This is a genomic window from Dyella marensis (assembly GCF_049532885.1).
In the GTDB taxonomy this organism is placed as follows: Bacteria; Pseudomonadota; Gammaproteobacteria; order Xanthomonadales; family Rhodanobacteraceae; genus Dyella_D; species Dyella_D marensis.
Map to the genome: position 1 here is coordinate 4,557,375 of NZ_CP064029.1, position 19,914 is coordinate 4,577,288.

The 19,914-nt window shown below is 65.9% G+C and carries 12 protein-coding genes; 7 read left to right on the forward strand and 5 right to left on the reverse strand.

The genetic code is table 11. The features are described 5' to 3' along the window. Positions 1-10: 10 nt before the first annotated feature. From ISN75_RS19955 to ISN75_RS19965, 3 genes are read right to left on the reverse strand one after another with little or no spacing between them, the layout of a single operon-like run. Positions 11-286, reverse strand: a complete 276-nt coding sequence (locus tag ISN75_RS19955; protein WP_423385098.1) for a DUF6980 family protein — start codon at positions 284-286, stop codon at positions 11-13. 52 nt (positions 287-338) lie between these two features. Beyond that, positions 339-776: a hypothetical protein gene (locus tag ISN75_RS19960; protein ID WP_343817818.1), complete on the reverse strand. Its 438-nt coding sequence runs from the start codon at positions 774-776 to the stop codon at positions 339-341. Further along, the gene (locus ISN75_RS19965) at positions 773-5,611 is read right to left on the reverse strand and encodes an RHS repeat-associated core domain-containing protein (RefSeq protein ID WP_343817820.1); all 4,839 of its coding nucleotides are present in this window, start codon (positions 5,609-5,611) and stop codon (positions 773-775) included. The genes ISN75_RS19960 and ISN75_RS19965 overlap by 4 nt, the downstream gene beginning before the upstream one ends. Before the next feature lie 346 nt (positions 5,612-5,957). Between ISN75_RS19965 and ISN75_RS19970 the strand changes: the two genes are divergently transcribed. The 5 genes from ISN75_RS19970 (at position 5,958) to ISN75_RS19990 (ending at position 13,035) form a co-directional block, all read left to right on the forward strand. After that, the gene (locus ISN75_RS19970) at positions 5,958-7,184 is read left to right on the forward strand and encodes a parallel beta-helix domain-containing protein (RefSeq protein WP_343817822.1); all 1,227 of its coding nucleotides are present in this window, start codon (positions 5,958-5,960) and stop codon (positions 7,182-7,184) included. A gap of 10 nt (positions 7,185-7,194) precedes the next feature. Beyond that, complete coding sequence (locus tag ISN75_RS19975) at positions 7,195-8,343, forward strand: SO2930 family diheme c-type cytochrome (RefSeq protein WP_168648294.1); 1,149 nt, start codon at positions 7,195-7,197, stop codon at positions 8,341-8,343. Positions 8,344-8,410: 67 nt separating this feature from the next. Then, positions 8,411-10,858, forward strand: a complete 2,448-nt coding sequence (locus ISN75_RS19980; RefSeq protein ID WP_343817825.1) for a TonB-dependent receptor — start codon at positions 8,411-8,413, stop codon at positions 10,856-10,858. Between the two features lie 4 nt (positions 10,859-10,862). After that, positions 10,863-12,275: a coniferyl aldehyde dehydrogenase gene (locus ISN75_RS19985; protein ID WP_343817827.1), complete on the forward strand. Its 1,413-nt coding sequence runs from the start codon at positions 10,863-10,865 to the stop codon at positions 12,273-12,275. A 175-nt stretch (positions 12,276-12,450) separates the two neighbouring features. Further along, positions 12,451-13,035 (forward strand): hypothetical protein, encoded by a 585-nt coding sequence (locus ISN75_RS19990; RefSeq protein WP_343817829.1) that lies wholly within the window; start codon positions 12,451-12,453, stop codon positions 13,033-13,035. On the opposite strand, the gene ISN75_RS19995 is transcribed toward ISN75_RS19990, so the two are convergent. Next, complete coding sequence (locus tag ISN75_RS19995; protein ID WP_167253530.1) at positions 13,032-14,471, reverse strand: OmpP1/FadL family transporter; 1,440 nt, start codon at positions 14,469-14,471, stop codon at positions 13,032-13,034. The genes ISN75_RS19990 and ISN75_RS19995 overlap by 4 nt on opposite strands. A gap of 313 nt (positions 14,472-14,784) precedes the next feature. Here ISN75_RS19995 and ISN75_RS20000 point away from each other — a divergent pair, with 313 nt between their 5' ends. Together ISN75_RS20000 and ISN75_RS20005 are read left to right on the forward strand one after the other, a co-directional pair. Beyond that, a complete protein-coding gene (locus tag ISN75_RS20000) occupies positions 14,785-15,075 on the forward strand; it encodes a YcgL domain-containing protein (RefSeq protein WP_167253528.1) in 291 nt (96 codons plus the stop codon). Positions 15,076-15,144: 69 nt separating this feature from the next. Continuing rightward, positions 15,145-18,609, forward strand: coding sequence for an ankyrin repeat domain-containing protein (locus ISN75_RS20005; RefSeq protein ID WP_343817832.1), 3,465 nt, complete (start codon positions 15,145-15,147; stop codon positions 18,607-18,609). Here ISN75_RS20005 and ISN75_RS20010 read toward each other — a convergent pair. After that, positions 18,594-19,715, reverse strand: coding sequence for a glycosyltransferase family 9 protein (locus tag ISN75_RS20010; RefSeq protein ID WP_168648299.1), 1,122 nt, complete (start codon positions 19,713-19,715; stop codon positions 18,594-18,596). The two genes, ISN75_RS20005 and ISN75_RS20010, sit on opposite strands and share 16 nt — an antisense overlap. Positions 19,716-19,914: the final 199 nt, after the last annotated feature.

A 19,914-nucleotide genomic window follows, 5' to 3' on the forward strand; every position in this document is an offset into this window, starting at 1 on the left:
TGTCGATTCTTCAGTTTGAATACCATTCCTCGCTCCGGAACTCCAACGGAACTGGATCCTCACCTGGGTCGATGCCTTGTGCCTCCAAACGCCGGAACCACTCGTCTCTCAGACTTTCAGGCAACCTGTCCCCACTCCATGGACAGAACGAAATCACAAGAGAGCTTATTCCACCATCCAGTATTTTTATTGCGTACTCACGGAACTTTGCCTTGAAAACCACCGGATAATCAGGATCGTCGCAAGCAATCCGCATAGATTCACAGCAATGGCTGAAAGTACTCATAGCTCGATATCTCTTCCAGGTACGGGGCGTTTAGCGCCCCGCCCTCTTTTCCCTACCTAGCAAAGCTAACAGTGGCCCGAACATCTTTGGGCGCCTCGTTCAGGCAAATCGCGACAGCCCCCTTTGAAGGTGCGTGAGGCTCTGAGAAGGAGCCTGCACCAATGATCACAGCATTGGCGCTACCGTAAATAATCACATTTGAATCGCTGTAATAAAGGGAACGGATAAGGTATCGCCTGCTCGGCGGAGCGCATTTCAAAGAAAGCGACTTGCCTGACACACTTGGGTCTAGCAGAAACTTCGCCTCCGCAAGCTTATTTATGGCATCAGAATCATTGCCGAGGTCGAGATAGCTCGCTGCTGGAAGAATCTTCCATCGATCTCCCTGGTCTTGCATCGACGCGCCCTGCAGCCAAGCCTCATCGGCAAAAGCGGACAGAGTGCAACCAAGTCCCAAATACAAAGCAACTGCAAGAAAAACACGTTTCATCGCTGCCACCAATGCTTATGAGCCTGAATGATCCCCCGGATATTCTCAGGGGTGACTGGACTATTATATTTCCCCATGATGTCGTTCTCGGCACCCCAATTAGTCATGGTCTTCATTTTACCGAACGCATCACAGTACTCTAAATACTGATCATCGAGCCCCATAAGATGGCCCGACTCATGCGCAGCCACCCATGGATTAAGCGGAAGATCCGGGCGATCGCCGAGGCCATACCAAACACCAGTATTGCCCCCAACGCCATTGACGTATGACCGCCCGTAGGCACTCGGAACGGTGATGACGTTGGTACCTCTTACGCCGGGACCTCCAGGCACCACCGTTGTTGTGACATTGAAGTCATCAAATTTACCGGACCACATCTGCTCAATGGCGGTATTCCACTTCTCCTTTAGTTCTGCTGTTGCGCCCTCACCCACATAGCTGATCGGCAAAGTAATGGTTACTTCGTTACCTTTAACTACGACTGTTGCCGACAGCCCGTACGGATCCATGGCCAACAACGGAGAACCACCCACATAAGCAAAAGTACTTGCGCCTCCACTAAGACCAATAGGATCGCTTTGAACGTATCGACCCGTTGATGCGTCGTAGTCCCTATTGATATTTTGAGCAAGGCCAGTTTCGGAATCGTAATACTGCCCGATCGCTCGCAAACCAAAAGCATAGCTGCCAGTTGAGATGGGTTGCTTCTCGCCGAAGACGTTACTCTGATACGGCCATTGCCACTGCACCACACCGGAATCGTCCCTAACTACGCGCGGAGCACCTAACCCATCCGCCAATACATAGCTGACCTTAGCAACAGCGCCAGTACCGTCCACCGCAGCCACCGGCAAGCCGCCCATCCAGATATAGTCACGATTCGTCGTGCCGTACTCGCTCAGCAGCTGACTACTTTCGTCATAGGCAAATCGCTGACTCACTGCCTGCGGAACCGTCGCCGTCTTCGCAACCCGCTGCCCCATCGCGTTGTAACTGTAGTTAGCCACAGTCTGACCATTCCGCTGCACCACCGTCATTCGGTTCCGCCCGTTATAGCCATAGCCAAACGTATCGCCACCCATGGAGTTCCCGGTGGTATTGCCATTTGCGTCGTAACTGCGAGCGCTGCTGCCGATACTGGTAAGCCAATGCGTGCCGCTCTGATAACCGTAAGTGCCGGTGGCTAAGCCGCTGGCAGTCTTGCTCAAGCGGTCGCCGGTCTTGTTATAGGTGTAGGACTCAATCGCTGCGCCAGTAGCATCATTGATGGAAGTCAACCGATACAGCGCGTCATAGCGATACGTCTCCGTAGCCGGACTGGCCCCCGCCACATCACCAAGCGCCGTGATATTACCCATCACATCCCTGGCGAAATGCAGGTTGAGCGGCGCGCTCACAACATCGGTCAACGCATAATTCGCGTCGTAGGTGCGCGTAACCTGCTTGCTGTAGCCGATCTTCCCCAGCATGTAGCTCGTTATGGGGCCGAGCGGCATATAGGTGACTGAGTAGACGATCGTATTCGTCGTTCCAGCAGCCGTCAGCGCCACCGACTGCACCCTTCCGACGATATCCCGCGTATAGGTGACCATCACACCGCTGGGATACGTCAGCGTCGCCAGCCGATCGGCGAGGGTATAGGTATAAGCCACCACATCCGTCTGCGTGCCCTGCGTCTGACTCTTGCGCACCACGTTGCCGCGCACGTCGTAGCAATAGATCGTGGTGACATTGGCCTCCACGACCCGGGTCAAGCGACCAATGGGATACGAACCCGTGCAGCCCGTGACGCTATCGGCCTCGTCGTAGTACCAGGCGACATTGTCAGCCGTCTGCGGGTACGTCGCCGAAGTGCGCCGGTTCAAGGCATCGAACGTCTGGGTGACCTGGACGCCACGCGCGTCAGTCACCGAAATGGCGTTACCCGCCTTGTCGACGATGGCGCTGGAATTGCCCGTATCCGGACTATGCAGCCCCACCTGATCGCCAAAGGCATTGTGGTCGTACACCGTATTGAGCGCATCCGGATCGCCAACGCCCGCCATCCGGCCGAGCGCGTCGTACTGATACACCGTCTGCGCATTGCGCGTCGCCTGATCGCTGCCGTTGAAATCCTCGGTGGCACCCACCACGCGATTCAAAGCGTCATAGTCGCGCTTGAGCTGGACATTCAAGCCGTCGGCCGCATGCACCAGATTGCCGTTGGCGTCGTAGCTGTCCGTATACGCCGCGCTCATGACGCTGCGATTGAGCGCGTCCTGCACACCTGTAAGCTGCCCCAAAGTGTTGTACGAGCGGGTCAGGCTCCGCGTCACGACGCCGTTGTTGGCATTCGCCACCTGTTCCTTGATGCGGTTGCCCGCCGCGTCCAGCGTGAAATTCACATACTCGCCGTTGCCGTTGCGGATCTGCGTCAGGCGGTGCGCGGAGTCATAGCCGTAGGTGGCGGTGACATTGTCCGGGTCGGTCACGGTGGTGACGTTTCCGGCGTTGCTGTAACCGTACTGGGTGACGGCATCCTTCGCGGACGCCGACCCGTTGGCATTGGCGCGCACCGTGCGGCTGAGCAGCCATCCGCGGGACTTGTACGTCAGGTCAGTGATGACCCCATTCGGATCGACCGTCCGCGTGGGCCGCCCACTCTTGTCATAGGCAGCAAAGGTAATGACCTGGCCGAGCGCATTCGTCACTGACTTGAGGTCACCGTGCTGCCACTGCGTGCCGTCGGTGAGGTAGTACTGATAGGTCGTGGTCTGCGCGATATCGGTACGCGGACCGGTGGCGCTGAGCATCAGGCCGGCCAGCGGACACTGCACCGCATCCACGGCCGTGCAATAGGTATAGGTGGTACGGCGCACGCCTTCCGGCGCCGTACCGGTATTCGAACAGATGTAGCCCGCGGCGGAGACCGCACCGGGATCGATCTCGCAATAAGCCAGCACCTGGCCCATCGTGTTGTATGCCCATCCCGTCGAGGCAACCGCGTGACCCTGGCTATCCAGCACGCGCCGGCTCAACGGGCGCCGGAGCTGGTTGTCCCACACCGTAGTCGTGGTGCGCTGGTCGCTGGTGCCCACCGCCTCGACGGTCTGCAGCAGCAAGCCGTACTGGTCGTAAGTGACCTGCGTGGTGACGCCCTTGAAGTCCACATACGTCGCCGGAAAACCACGGCTGTCGTAAGTGCGGCTCTTCCAGCGCTGCCCGCAATCGGGGCTGCAAGGTGCGTCCATGGAGCTGACTCGCGCCAACCCTGCGACCGACGACATGCCGATCTTCACCGTATTACCCAGCGGATAGGTGACGGAAGCGGAACCGTCGGCGTTATAGGCAATCCGGGTGGCGCCCACGCCGCCGGCGAAGGTGGACGACGTTGCCCGGCCTGTGTCGTCGTAAGTGATGGTCTCGTAGCGCGCGCCGTTCTCGTCCTGGATGCCGGTCATCGCATTGGGCAGGCTGGTCTGCCCGATATAGGCGGCTTCGTTGAAACCATAGAGACGATAGTTGGAGTCGGGATACGTCACCTGGGCCAGGTTGCTGCTGGCCGTGACGTAGTAGTAGTTAAGCGTTTTATTGTCCGGCAACGTGATGGAGTTCAGGCGCGCGGAGCTGTCGTAGTAGAACGTCAGTTTCCTGCCCTTGGCATCGGTGACGGTTTTCAGCAGGCCCAGGCGCGGGTAGTACGTCGACGTCGTCGTGCTGTAGGTCAGCGTGATGCCCTGGCCATCCTGTCCAAGCACCTGGATCAGCTTGCCGGTGCTGTCATAGGTTTCCGTTTCGCGGCTGCCGCCGATAAACACCGAATAGCCGGTAAGCACGCCCTGGCCGTCGCGGAGTTCCGTCAATTGGTCCACCGGAAGATCCGCCGCCCAGGCGCTGCCCGATTTGGTGAACGTCTCCTGCTTGCCGTCCGGCCGCAGCATGATGATGGTCGCCACCGGCGTGCCGATCATGCGCAGCGAGCGGTCGAAGCTATGGCGCCAGCGGAAACCGAGATTGGCTGGCGCCACCGCGCCGCTGCTGTTGTAGAAGCGGCGGAAGGTCAGCCAGTAGCTGGCGGTGTAGTCGTCTTCCTGCAGGTAGTAGCTGCCCGTGCCGGCATCGATCGGATCGCCGACCTTGGGCGAACCCATGGCCTCGGCGCAGGACGAACCATTGGCATTGCCACTCGCACCGGAGCCGCTGCCGCTGCCGCCGCCCGGCGAACCCAGGCCGCCATCGCACGGCGCGCCGCTGCCAAGATTCCTGGCCACGTCGCCGCCGAAGCGAACGGCGCTGACCGTGCCCGGCTTGCAACCGGTCACCGCCGTCCAGGTGCCGCTAAAACTGGCCCCGTCCGCCGTCACACTGAGAGTGGACGTGGTCTGGCAAGGCGTATTCGTGCCGGAACCCCGCGCAACCACCGACGCATCGCTCAAGGTCAAGGTGCTGCCGGACACCGTGCCGGTGACGGACCAGGTGTACCAGTTGGTTGCACCGTTCGCCTGCGGCGTCGTCTTCCGGGTTCCGGTGACGTTGCCGCTATCGTCCTGCCGCAGGTCGTACTCCTCTTCCCATGCCGCAGCGGTTGCATCGCCAGGGGCCTGCAGGTTGCCATGCCACAGCCCGGTCACATTGACTGTCGCAGTCGCGGCAGCGCTGGCAACGGCCTGCCGCTGCGCCAGCCGCGGAGCCGCGGCGGGGCTTCCGCTGTAGTCCTGGGCATGCGCCGCGGAGACGGCGAGCATGGCCATGCAACCGAGCGCGAACGCTGGCTGCCTGAAGAAGCGGTACAGGCGCTCGCGAACCGAGCGCATCGAGATGGCGCGCAGGCGCGCACGGACAAGGCTGGTCACCCATCACTCCTTTGACGGTCAAGCGTTCCAATCGCATGTGGCCCGGCTGGCGGCGCCCCTTGTGCAACCAGGGGAAGGACGCTCGCGAACCCTGCTAAGGACGCTCGCGAACCCTGCTCAAGAATGTCGAAGGTTTGCAAAGACTGCGTGAAGGATTGGTGGTGATCTCAGCTTCCGGCCTCTGCACCCGGCGATCGCGCCGAGGCCAGATATCACCCGGGGCCACATCCCCACGTTGGCCGCTTTGCCCCCCCCCCACCCCCCTGGCCGTTCCCCCCTCCCCCCCGCCGTAAGCCTTGCGCAACAGTACCCCGTCGATTCGGTTTCCTGGGGAGGCTCGCCGGACATGCGCAAGTTGCTACTCACGGTCGCGCTCGGCGCGGCCCTCGCCGCGTGCAGCGGCCACGATCAGTCCACCGCTCAGGGCGAAGGCAACGATGCCTTCCAGGCCAAGCTGCAGCAGCAGTTGCTGGATGCCAAGGCGGGCAGCGTGATCGAGATTCCGGCGGGGCATTACCACCTCAATCGCGGCCTCAGCCTGCGCACGGACGGCGTGACTATCCGCGGCGCCGGCAAGGACAAGACGGTGCTGTCGTTCAAGGGCCAGGTGGTGGGGCCGGAGGGCCTGCTGGTGAATGCCAGCGACTTCACCATCGAGAACCTGTCGCTGGAAGACACCAAGGGCGACGCGCTGAAGATCAACCAGGGCAAGAACATCACCATCCGCGGCGTGCGCGTGGCATGGACCGATGGCCCCAAGACCACCAACGGCGCCTACGGCCTGTATCCGGTGAAGACCGAGAACGTGCTGATCGAGGACTCCTCGGTCACCGGTGCGTCGGACGCCGGCATCTATGTGGGCCAGTCGAAGAACATCGTGGTGCGGCGCAACCGCGCCGAGCAGAACGTGGCCGGCATCGAAATCGAGAACTCGATCGACGCGGACGTCTACGACAACGTCGCCACCGGCAACACCGGCGGCATCCTGGTCTTCAACATGCCCAACCTGTCGCAGGCCGGCAAGGCCACGCGCGTGTTCAAGAACCAGGTCAATGCCAACAACCTCGATAACTTCGCCGCCAAGGGCGCGGCGGTGGCGAGCGTGCCGGCCGGTTCCGGCGTGGTGGTCAACTCCAATGACAAGGTGGAGATCTTCGACAACGACATCGCCGACCACCGCACGGCGAACGTGATCATCTCCAGCTACTTCTCCACCAACTACTACAACACCAAGGGCGTGGCGGCCGATTACAACCCGTATCCGAAGGGCATCTTCGTCTACGGCAACCGCTTCAAGGGCGGCGGTGAATCGCCGGACGGCATGAAGCTGAAAGTGTTGAAGAGCGCCGTGTACGGTATGAGCGGCCGCTTCCCGGACGTGCTGTGGGACGGCTATGCCGACACCAAGCACGGCCCGGTCGGCGCCAACGACCGCATCTGCATCGCCGGCGCCAACGGCGTGCTCAATGCCGACGGCCCGAACGACTACAAGAACCCCAGCACCGACACCAAGCCGTACGAGTGCACCTTGCCGAAGCTGCCGCCGGTCGTGCTCGACGCGGCCAAGTCCTGAGGCGGTGGCGATGCGCAAGCGGTTTCTGCAAGGCGCCTTCGCGCTGCTGGCGGCGGTTGTGCTTGCCGGTTGCCAGCAGGGCATGGCGCCGGTGGCGTTTCATGCCGATGGCCGGCCGCCGAAGCTGAGCGACTGGCATGTGGTGGAAGCACGCGGCGGCAAGCTGGTGCTCAACCAGGGCGTGGTGCCGTACGACCTCAACACGCCGCTGTTCACCGACTACGCGCACAAGCTGCGCACGATCTGGATGCCCAAGGGCACGGCGGCGAAGTACGACGCCACCGACACCTTCGACTTCCCGGTCGGCACGGTGATCAGCAAGACCTTCTATTACCCGAAGACGGCCGACGGCAAGGCCGGCGACGTGGCACGCAGCTACGACAGCGCGCACGACTTCGCCGGCGAAGGGCTGGATTTGTCCAAGGTGCATCTGGTGGAAACGCGCATCCTGGTGCATCGCGCGGACGGCTGGGCGGCGATTCCTTATGTATGGAACGACGCGCAGACCGAAGCCGACCTCGCCCGCACCGGCGCGGTGCTGCCGCTCACCCTGGTGGCGGATGACAAGTCGCGCGAAGACTTCAACTACGTGGTGCCCGACGAAAGCCAGTGCTCCAGCTGCCATGCGCAGGACTGGGTGTCGCGCAAGATCCATCCGATCGGCCCGAAGGCGCGCCATCTCAACCGCGACTACCACTACGCGGACGGCACGCAGAACCAGCTCGAACATTTGATCAAAGCAGGCTATCTCACCGGCGCACCCGCCAGCGCGCAGGCGCCGCGCAATGCCAACTGGATGGACGAGCACGCCGCGCTCGATGCCCGCGCACGCGCCTACCTCGACATCAACTGCGGCCATTGCCACAACGCCAAGGGCGCGGCCAACACCACCGGCCTGACGCTGGAAGCCAGCGCGCCGGAAGACCGCCACCTCGGCATCTGCAAACCGCCCGTCGCCGCGGGCCGCGGCACCGGCGACCACCTGTTCGACATCGTGCCCGGCCAGCCGGACGACTCGATCATCGCCTACCGCATGGCCTCGGCCGACCCGGGCGAGATGATGCCGGAACTGGGCCGCAGCACCGTGCACCGCGAGGGCGTGGCGCTGATCAAGGCCTGGATCGCGGCGCAGCAAGGGGGCTGCGTCACGGTGCGCTGAACACACACAAGAACCAGCACGGCGACCGCGTGGGGACGCGGCGCCTTCCACGAGGGGAGAACCGCCGATGAGCATCCGTCCACGTCCGCTGTCCGCCGCGCTGCGCCAACTGCTGGGAGGCACCGCCTTGCTGCTGTGCGCGCAGATCGTCCATGCCGACGACCAGAACGCCGCGCCCGCCGCGCAGGACCAGGCCGACCCGAACAAGGCCAAGCTGCTGGACAACATCACGGTGACGGCGCAGAGCCGCAGCCAGGAAATGCAGTCGGTGCCGATCCCGCTGCAGATCGTCACCGCCAAGCAGGTGGATACGCTGGCGGCGACCGACCTGAGCAAGATGGATATGTTCGTACCGGGCCTGGTGGTCAGCGCCGACCAGCCGACGCAGCCGCGCTACCAGTTGCGCGGTATCGCCACCAGCGACTTCGGCGTCGGCACCGAGCCGGCGGTGGGCGTGTATATCAACGGCGTGTACGCTGCACGCTCCGGCGGTGCGCTGCTGGCCTTCAACGACCTGGCGCGCATCGAAGTGCTGAAGGGCCCGCAGGGCACGCTGTTCGGCCGCAACGCGGCAGCCGGCGCCATCTCCATCGTCACCAACGAGCCGACCGATCGCTTCGAAGGCAAGGCGCGCCTGCGCGTCGGCAACTACGGCAAGGTCTATGGCGACGCGCTGTTGAACCTGCCCATCAACAAGGACATGGCGCTGCGCGTCAGCGCGTACGACAACCAGAGCGACGGCTGGGTCAAGGATGCCGCCACCGGCAAGCGCTACGGCGAGGACAACGACTGGGGCACGCGCGCGGTGTTCCGCTGGAACCTCACGCCCGATACGCGCATGCTGCTGTCCTGGGATCACGAGAAGCTCAACCAGCCGCCGCATCCGGCCTTCGGCCTGGTGCCGCTGTCCAACGATACCAACCAGCGCCCACCCTTTCCGGCCGATCCCGCCACCTATCTCAACCCGCTGCACGCACCGCTGTACAACGACTCCGTGGGCGGCCGCGAATCGCGCACGTTCGACGGCGTGACGCTGAGCTTCGACCACTCCTTCAGCTGGGGCAGCCTGGTGTCCACCACCGCGTGGCGCGGCTTCGACACGTTCAACCGCGGCGACTACGACGGCACCAACCATATCGTCAGCTATCTCGATACCACCAATATCGAGCACAACAACAGCTGGTACCAGGAGTTCAAGCTGTCCGGCACCACCGGCATTGCCGACTGGGTCGGCGGCGTGAGCTACTACCAGGAGCAGGCGCGGCAGACCAGCCAGACCAATATCTTTACCGACAGCCTCGACACGCTTGCCAACAACATCATGGGCGTGGGCACGCCGCTCACCGACATCAGCAATGCGCTGGCGGGCTTTGGCTTGCCCTACACCTTGCTGGGCGATCCGTGGCACGAGGCGATCAGCAACGTCGGCAAGTTCAAGGCGTATGCGGCGTTCGGCGACGTGATCTGGCACGTCAGCGACCGCTTCAACATCACCACCGGCATCCGCTACACGCGCGACCAGAAAACCTTCTCCTGGTACAACATGCCGCGCAGCGCGCCGCAGTTCGACGGCACCGTGCAGGCGCTGGACCAGGCCGGCGTGCTGGCCATGCTGCCGCCGGAAGCGCAGATGGCGCTGGCGGCGTTCGGCAACAACGTGATCTTTACCGACGCCGTGGGCGTACCGGTGCGCTTCCACAACACCTGGAACAACGTCAGCCCGCGCCTGGTGCTGGATTACAAATTTGCGCCGGACGTGATGGGCTACGCCTCGGTGACCAAGGGCTACAAGGCCGGCGGCTACAACAGCGTCCAGGTAGGCTCGCGCTTCGCGCCGGAGAAGGTGATCAATTACGAAGCCGGCCTGAAGACCACCTTCCCCGAGCACAACCTGATGCTCAACGGCTCGGTGTACTACTACCGCTACGACAACAAGCAATCGCTGAGCCTGGACCCGAACAGCGCCGGCTCCGGCGTGCCGCGCTACCTGGTCAACAGCACCGACCAGGAAGCCAAGGGCCTGGAGCTCGAAGCCCTATGGCAACCGATGCGCGACCTGCGGCTGAACTTCACTGGCGCGTACATCGATGCCACCTACCGCAAGGCGGTGGCCGATTCCGGCGCGGTGCTGACCGGCCAGCCCACCGGCGAGCCGCGCTTCTCCTACGCGGCGGGCCTGGCCTATACGTGGCACAACGTCGCCAGCGGCCAGCTGGAGTTCAATCTGAACTACGCTTACCGCGGCAAGTCCCGCTGCAACGACGACTCGCGCCTGCAGGGCGAGTGCATCATCAGCCCCAACTTCAAGGTGGGCGAAGCGCAGAAACGCACCGACGCACGCCTGGACTGGCATGCGCCGGGCGACCGCTGGGGCGTCGCGCTGTATGCAAGCAACCTGTTCAACGACCGCTACGTGACCGGTGTGGACAACATCACCGCCACCGTATTCGGCACCCCGTACGCCAACATCACGCCGCCGCGCATGTGGGGCGTGGAATTCCGCGCCAAGTTCTAGACCGATGACCATCGAACCGCTCGACCTGAAGCTTCAACTCCAGCGCATGCGCGAAGCCCACGCACGCGAGCCCGCGCCGGGCTGGTCCGGGCGTGCCGCGCGCCTGCGTGCCTTGAGCGATCTGATCACGCAGCACCGGGGCGACATCGCGGAGGCCATCCACCAGGACTTCGGCGGCCGGCCGGCGCAGGAGACCGATCTGCTGGAGGTGTTTCCCAGCCTGTCGGCGATCCGCCACGCGCTGGCGCACGGCCGGCGCTGGATGAAGCCGAAGCGTAGTTGGCCGGGCTTGCTGTTTCTGCCGGCGCGCAACGAGATCCGGCCGCAGCCCTTGGGCGTGGTGGGCATCATCGTGCCGTGGAATTACCCGTTGTTTCTCGCTGCCGGCCCGATGGTGGATGCGCTGGCGGCCGGCAACCGGGTGATGGTGAAGATGAGCGAGTACACGCCGCATTTCTCGGCCTTGTTCGCGCAATTGGCGGCGCGGTATTTCAAGCCGGAGGACGTGTGCGTGGTGACGGGCGACGCGGATGTCGCGCAGGCGTTCTCCGCGTTGCCGTTCGATCATCTGTTGTTTACCGGTTCCACCGCGGTGGGGCGCCATGTGATGCGCGCGGCTTCCGCCAATCTCACGCCGGTAACGCTGGAGCTGGGCGGCAAGTCGCCGGCGATCGTCGGGCCGGGTGCGCGCTTCGAAAATGCAGTGGAACGTATCCTGGTCGGCAAGCTGTTCAATGCGGGGCAGACCTGCATTGCGCCGGATTACGTGTTGCTGCCGCGCGGGCGCGTCGACGAGTTCGTCGCTGCTGCGCGCGAGGTTACCGCACGCCTGTACCCGCAACCGGTGCGCAACGAGCAGTACGCCAGCATCATTTCGGAACGCCAGTATCGGCGCCTTGCCGCCTTGCGCGATGACGCGAAGCGCGATGGCGCCACGGTCACCTTGATGGGCGGCGACGCCGACGACGTACCGCGGCGGCGCATGACGCCGGCCTTGCTCACCGGCGTCAGCGAAAGCATGGCGGTGATGCAGGAGGAGATCTTCGGCCCGCTGCTGCCCCTGGTGCCCTACGACGACATCGACCAGGCCATCGCCTACGTCGCCGCCCATCCGCACCCGCTGGCGCTCTACCTGTTCGAGGAAGACGGCGCCCTGGTCGACCGCGTACTCGCGCGCACCACGGCCGGCGGCGTAACCATCAACGACACGCTCTACCACATCGCCCAGCATGAGCTGCCGTTCGGCGGCGTGGGGCCTTCCGGCAGCGGCGGCTATCACGGCGAGGCGGGCTTCCGCACGTTCTCGCATATGAAGTCGGTGTTCCGGCAAGCGCGGGTCAATGGTGCAGGCTTGCTCAATCCGCCGTATGGCGAACGCTTCAGGAAGATGCTGGCGCTGATGCTCAAGCGCGGCTGACGCAGGTTGGGGTGAGCCAAAGGCGAACCCCAACAGCGCATGCAACCTAAGAATCGTCGGAATCTGCTTCTGTCCTTCGCTTTTAAGGCGAAAGCTTATTGAGTACGAGAACCCCTGTTCGGAGTATCCGAAGCCCCATAGCCAGGCTTCATACCGACAAGGAGTTTATCGACTCATGTCCCCGCACAGGCTCTTCCTCGCCTTGCTCATGCTGCTGTGCATGCTTCCACTGCATGCCCTGGCGGCCCAGAACGATCTCGTCGTCAGACTCCGCAGCCCGGACTCCCTGAGCGCCAGGGAATCTGGCCGGGTGATCGTCTCGATCACCAACAAGAGCTCAAGAGTCCTGCTCCTGCCGAGGGTCAAGACACCGCTTTTCAATCCCGACGATCACCTGATGAATAACTTCATGACGGTGCTCGACGCCAACGGCAAACAAGCGAAGTTCATCGGGCGCTTTGTCACTCTGGTGTTCGAAGCGAAGCACTATTTCTACGTAGCTATCCAACCGGGGCAGACGCTTCAGAACGAGTTCGATCTCTCCCAGGATTACGACCTACGTGCCGGCGGCCCGTTCCGCGTCAGTTACAAGCAGGATTATGGTGAGACCGATCTTTATGAGTCCGAGGATTACGCGCCCAGCAAATCCGCCAGCAACGAGCTGACCATCTTTATCAGTAATGCCTTGCTCCGTGCCCATAAAAAAACCTCCCCGCTCACACGGGGAGGTTTTTATCGTTCCGCTTGCCGCAATACTTAGAACTTGTACTGCGCCGACAAGCTCAGCAGGTTGCCGTAGTCGTCGGAGCTGCCGGTCAGCACGTCGTTGGTCGCGCTGATGGCGCCGTTCATGTGCGCTTCGTTGACGAAGATGTGCGTGTAGCCGGCATTGATCTCGAAGTGCTCGCTGGCCTTGTAGCCCACGCCGAACGAGAGGAACTTGCGGGTCGAGTCCGGCACGCGCGGGCTGCGGGTGGCGGCGTAGGTCGGGGTGGTGTCCACCGAGACGCCGGCGCGCAGGGTCAGCTTGTCGTTGACGTAGTAGTCGCCACCGACGGCGGCGTACCAGGTGTTGCGCCAGCTGTAGTTTTCCACGCTCGGCGGCTGCGCCGGGTTGCCGTAGTTGACGCGCAGCTGCTTGAACACGTCCCACTTGGTCCAGGCCAGGTCGAAGCCGATGCCGAACTTCTCGTCCTGGTGCCACACGCTGGCGGTGGCGGTGGCCGGGGTGGTGAAGTCGGCGGTGCCGGTGGTGTGGGTGAACGGCACGCCGCCGGCGCCGGCCAGCAGCGCGGCCACGGTCGGGTTGGCCAGCAGTGCCTGCACGTTGGTCGGGACGGTGAAGTTGCCCGTGCCTTCCAGCTTGTGGTCGATCTTGGCGCGGTAGTTGAAGGCGATGCGGTCGTTCGGGGTCAGCTTCCAGTAGCCGCCCAGCTGCCAGCCGTAGCCCCAGTCGTCGCCCTTGATGCGGGCCAGGCCGTCGCTGCCCGGGGGCACCACCAGGCCGACCTGCTGGCCCAGCGCCGCCGCCTGCGCCGGCGAGATGGCGCCGGCCTGCGCGGCCTGCTGCACCAGGCCCAGGCCCACGCTGTTGAAGTTGATCGCGCTGGTCAGCTCGGCGCTGGTGCGCTGGGCGATGAAGCTGGCGCCCACGGCGAAGTTGTCGGTCACGTCGAACGAGGCGGACAGCGTGCCGTCCAGCGACTCGAACTTCGACTTGATGCCGTTGTAGCGGCCGACCCAGTTGCGGTCGTATTCGGTGAGGAAGCCGAACGGCACCGAGAAGCCGGCGCCGATGTGCACGCGGTCGCTCACCTGGGTGGCGAAGAACAGTGCGGGCACCGGCATGGTGGTGCCGGCGTCGCCGCCGTTGCCGCCGCTGATCGGGCGGCCCAGGGCGTCGTGGGCGCTGCCGCTGAACTTGGTGCCGAAGTTGATCGCGGTGACGTCGGCCTGGAAGTAGGTGCCCTTCAGGTCGGTCATCGCGGCAGGATTGTTGACCACTACGGAGACGTCGCCGCCGGCCGTCGCCGAACCGGCGTAGGCGCGGCCCATCGACTTGGCGCTGTTTTCCTTGAGCTGGAAGGCGCTGGCTTCGGCGCGCTGCGGCGCGACCAGGGCGCCGGCCACGGCCAGGCTCAGGGCGGCGAAGGCGAGCGGGCGGGCCGCGCGCTTGAAGAAGAGAGAATTCGGCATCGGAAGCTCCTGCTTATCGTTAGTCCGGATCGGGGCACACAGTAAGGGGCTGACCGGTAAGAAAATTCATACGCGCGTTTGACATCCCCGGGCGGCACTGTGCCGTCTTAACGAAAGCCTTGCAAGTGCGGTCGCAGCAATGAAAGGTTCAGCCAAGCCGAGGGGCTGTTCCGGTGTCGATCACGGCTGTTCGGCCACGTATTGCGGGAGATCGTCGCCGCGCGCGTTGACCATCGCGGCCCAGGCGCGGACCATGGCGGATTGTCATCACCGGCCCGTCGCCTCGACGCGCCGCCGCTTTCGGGGCACTCCTATGCACTGTTTCGTTTACGCCAGCCTGCGCAAGGCCGATACCTATGTCTGGCTCGCGCGCCAGGGCGACTTCAGCGTGCTGCCGGCTTCGCTCACCCAGATGCTCGGCGAACTGCGCTTCGTGCTCGAAGTCGAACTCGATGCCCAGCGCAAGCTGCCCAAGGAAGATGCCGCCGCGGTGCTGGCGAACCTGCAGGCCCAGGGCTGGCATCTGCAGCTGCCGCCGGCCAACAGCATCGCGGCGCCGCAGCCGGTGCTGAAGGAAACGCCGCTGGACGAACACGGCGAGTGAGTGCGCACGCCTTGGGCGTTAACGCCTGATTACCTTCTCTCATTCAGACGATTCCTATACTCCGCGCCCATGTCCTATTCCAAAACGCGCCGCCCGCCGCCTTTCCTGCAGGGTCTGCTCTGGTTCGTGCCCGGCCTGCTCGCGGTCGCCGTCGCGGCGCTGAGCGCCAGCCCGCTCTCGCTGATCCCCCTGCTGCTCGCCAACGCGCTGACCATGGCTGCGGTCTGCCATGCGATCGGTTTCGATCCGGAGCCGCGGTTCCTGCGCACGGTGCTGCGCCGCGGCGCGGCGCATCTGGTGATGTTCACCGGCTATGTGGTGCTGGTGTTCCTGCTGGTGGCGTGGCCGATGCTGCGGCTGAACCAGGCGCACAGCCTGAGCGCGGCCCTGCTGCTGGCCGGCGCGCTGGTGGTGGCGCTGGCGGCGCTGTGGCGGATGTGGCCGGCGTTCGGCCTGGTCTACGTGTGGGACGACGCGTACCCACCGCAGAGTGACGGCTCGTGGATCTTCACCGCCACCGCGCGCAGCATCGCGTTCGGCCGGCACCTGTCGCGCGAAGAGCGCTTCTTCACTCATTACTTGCCGGCCGCCATCGCGCTGCTGGCGCTGGCCTTCGCGGCGATCGCGCTGGCCGGCCTGTACGGCGTGCTGCCGCCGGAGCTACGCATCGCGGCGCTGGCCATCTATGGCGTGGTGCTGCTGCCGCTGGGTTGCCTGGTCATCGCCAACCGCACCTTGCGCGCGCTGCTGTGCGAAGGCCGCCGCCCGGCGCGCGCGTCCGCACCCGCCCGCAGCGAACCGGCCCAAGCTCCGGCGCCGAAGCCCGCGCCGGTGCTCAACGAACAGGAACGTACCGCCGGTACGCCCGAACAGGCGCAGGCGCTGCTGGCCGCCACGCGCGACGGCGATATCGAACGCGCGCTGGCGCTGATCGAAGCCGGCGCCGATCCGAACACCGCGCCGCCCACCGGCGACCGCGACCAGCGCCCCGTGCTGATGCTCGCCGCGCTGCTGCCCGATACGCGCCTGCTGCGCGCGCTCATCGCCAAGGGCGCCGACGTCAACCGCGCCAGCGGCGGCCTCACGCCCTTGCTGGCCGCCACGCGCGACAGCTGGCACGGCCGTCCCGATGCGGTGATGACCCTGCTGGCCAACGGCGCCAGCCCGCTGGCTACCGATGCGGAAGGCAACACCGCGCTGCACGGCGCCGTGCACAGCGGCGAGCCCATCGTGGCCGCCATGCTGCTGGATGCCGGCGCGCCGGTGAACGCGCTCAACCGCGCCCGCGTCAGCGCACTGGCCACCGCCTGCCGCGCGGCGAACTGGCCGCTGGTGAAGTTCCTGCTGGAGCACGGCGCCAAGCCCACGCCGCCGGATGGCGAGCCGGCGCTGGTGGCGGCGTCCGGCATTGCCGAGGACGACGCCGAGGGCGTGCGCCTGCTGCTCAAGCATCGCGCCGCGGTGAACGCGGTGGATTCGCGCCATCGCAGCGCGCTGATGGAAGCGGCCGGCGAAGGCCATGAACAGATCTGCCGCGCGCTGCGCAGCGCCGGCGCCGACGTCACCCTGGCCGACCGCCACGGCCGCACCGCCCTGATGGAAGCGGCGCGCGCCGGCAAGGTCGGCATCGTGCAGCTGCTGGCCGAGGCGCAGCCGGATGCGCGCGTGCGCGACGTGCACGGCCGCGACGCGCTCACCCTCGCCTGCCAGTCGCCGCAGGCGCATGCCGAAACCGTGCGCGCCCTGCTCGCACTCGGCGCCGAGGCGAAGACGCCGGGCGCCGACGGCCGCAGCGCGCTGGACCACGCCGCCGCCGCCGGCCGCTGGGACCTGGTCGCCCTGCTCGACCCCGACACCCCGCTGCCCACCAACCTGCGCTTCGACGAAGCGCTGGCCGAAGGCGCGGACACGCCGGCGCATCTGCTGGACGCGCTGCGCTTCGGCCACTGGGCCATCGTGTCCACCTTCACCCAGCGCGTGAAGGAATGGCCGGCCGCGCAGCTCGCCCAGCTTTATCTGGATCTGGCCGGTCCCGGCCTGGGCTCGGCCCGCCGCTGGCTGCTGGAACATGCGCTGGCGCCGGAAGCGCGCCTGCAGCCGCAGCTGGTGGACGATGCCGAAGTGGCCGAGGGCATCGAAGCCGCGCTGCCGCCGCTGGGCCGCCGCCTGTTCGACGCACTGCTGCCGCAGCTGCCGGCCGCGGCGGAAGCCATCGAAGACCTGCTAGCCGCTGGCGCCAGTCCGGCCGGCGCCGGCCTGCTCGCGCAGGCGCTGCAGCGGCTGGACGACAGCGCCGCGGCTTCCGCGTTCGCGCTGGGCCTGCTCGAGCGCGGCGCCGATCCGTTCGGCGTCGATGCGCGCGAGCGCACGCCGGTGCACCTGGCCGCCGCGCAAGGCCAGCTGCCGGTGCTGCAGGCGCTGCTGGCGCGCGGCAGCGATCCGAATACGCGCGACACGCAGGGCCGCACGCCGCTGTTCGCCGCGCTGGAACATGGCGAGAAGGCGCTGCCGCTGGTGCGCGTGCTGGTCGCCCACGGCGCCGACGCCGAAGCCACCGACGCCAACGGCGAGACGCCGCTGGGCCTGGCTTTCGATCATCCCGAGATCGAACGCTGGCTGGACTGGGGCGAGTGGGCGCGTCCGCGCCGCCCGCTGCGCGCCGACGACCTGCCGGCCGCCGCCGCGGCCGGTGCGCTGGCCGCGGTGGAACGCCTGCTCGATCTCGGCTTCCCGGTGAACACGCAGGACCGCCAGGGCGCCACCGCCCTGCTGCACGCCTGCGGCATGGGCCATCGCGACGTCGCCGCGCGCCTGCTCGATGCCGGCGCCGACAGCTCGCTGGCCGCCGCCAATGGCATGACCCCGCTCGCGGCGGCCGTCGCCGCGCGGCGCGATGCGCTGGTGGGCTTGCTGCTGGAACACGACGCGAAGGTGGACGCACGCCTGCCGGGCGAGGCCACCGCGCTGATGGTGGCCGCGGCGATGGGTTATCCGGAAATCGCCGAGCAGCTGCTCGACGGCGGCGCCGACATCAACGCGGTCGACGCACGCGGCCACGGCGCCCTCCACGCCGCCGCGCAGTTCGGCTTCGAACACAACGACAGCCTGCGCGCGCGCCGGCTGTTCGATGCGCTGCTCAAGCGCAACGCGGACGTCAACCTGGCCGACAAGGAAGGCATGGCGCCGCTGCAATTGCTGCTGGGCGCGCACCTGCGCCCGGGCAGCCCCTGCGATGCCACGCATATCGGTGCGCTGGTGCCGGTGCTGCTGGATGCCGGCGCGCGCATCGAGCACGCCGACCAGCGCGGCGTCACCGCGTTGCATGCATGCGCGATGCATGCGCTGCTGCCGCCGGCGCGCGTGCTGCTGGCGCGCGGCGCGGACCGCAGCGCGGCGGATGCATTCGGCCGCACCGCGGCCGACGTGGCGCGTGCATTGGGCCTGGTCGATATCGCGCACGAACTGGCCGCGCGCGCCGGCGCCATGCCGAGCGTGCGCCAGACCCTGCGCCAGCCGGCTCAGCCGGCCGAGTAAGCGGCCCGCGCCGGCACCCGTCGCGCCGCCGCGACGGGTAATGCCGGCTCTGCGCGCACAGGCAAGCGCCACCACGCCTGCGCTGCTTCCTCCACGCCGATCGCGTCCACCCGCGGCGTATGCGGCAGGCCGCCCAGCACGGTGACGGCGCTGCCGCCGGCGCTGCGCGGCGCCCACATCGACGGCCAGCGATGGCCGAACAGCACCACCAGCGGACAGCCGACCGCCGCAGCCAGATGCGCCGGCCCCGTATCCACCGACACCATGCTGTGCGCGCGCTCCATCAAGCCGCGCAGCAGGCCCAGCGGCAGGCCGCCGGCCGGCGCGATCAGGCGCGGCAGCCCCGCCTCGGCGCGGATCGCGGCGAGATAGCCCGCTTCGGCGGCGCAGCCGCACAGCAGCACGTGCGCATCGGGTTGCCACTGCAGGATGGCGCGCGCCAGCTGCGCCCAGCGCGCCACCGGCCAGGACTTGTCGTCGTCCGCCGCGTCGCGCATGCCGTTCCAGCGCATGGTGCGTTTGTTCGCCGGCTGCAGCAGCACCAGCGGCTGCGTCGGCTCCACGCCGTGCGCGCTCAGCCACACGCTGGCATCGGCACGTTCGTCCGGCGTGGCGCGCAAGGACGGCGCGTGGAGGTGGCGCGACGGATCGAGCGCGGGCGTGCCGGCGAATGCCTCCGGCGTCAGGTCGCCGAAGCGCAGCAGCCAGTCGATCCAGTGCTCGCCCTCGCGCAGCGGAATGTCTTCGATGAATACGCACCGCTCTGCGGGAATGCCCGCCAGCGCCAGCATCGGCCGTACCTTGGTGCGCGTGCGCACGTCGGGCTCGCAGATATAGAACGGTGCCTCGCGCATTCCGCGCAGCGCCAGCGCCACGGCAAGCCGGCGCGGATTGGTCCACAGCCAGCCATGCTGGCTGGCGAACCAGTGCACCGCGGCGACGTCTTCGCTGCTGCCGTACAGCGTGCGCGAGCACTCGCCCAGCGAGACGAGGCGGCATGGCGCGCCGTAACGCAGATGCAATTTGCGCAGCAGCGGCGCGAGCAGGACGGTATCGCCCAGGCGGCCGAAGCGGATCACTACCGGTGAAGCGGCGGGCAAAGCCATGCGGCGGCGGCCTCGGAACACGGCCTGGCGCGGCCCGCCCCGCGGCGGCACGGCTCCAGGCTCCGCGCATCTTTCCCGATCGGCGTCGAAATGAGTTGCGCCTGCGGGGGCGCAAGTTCAGGCGTTCAGTGAGGGATGGTGTAACGGCGTAGGTTGGGGTGAGTAACCCCAACGTGGCGAGGCGTATCAAGGTGCCGGC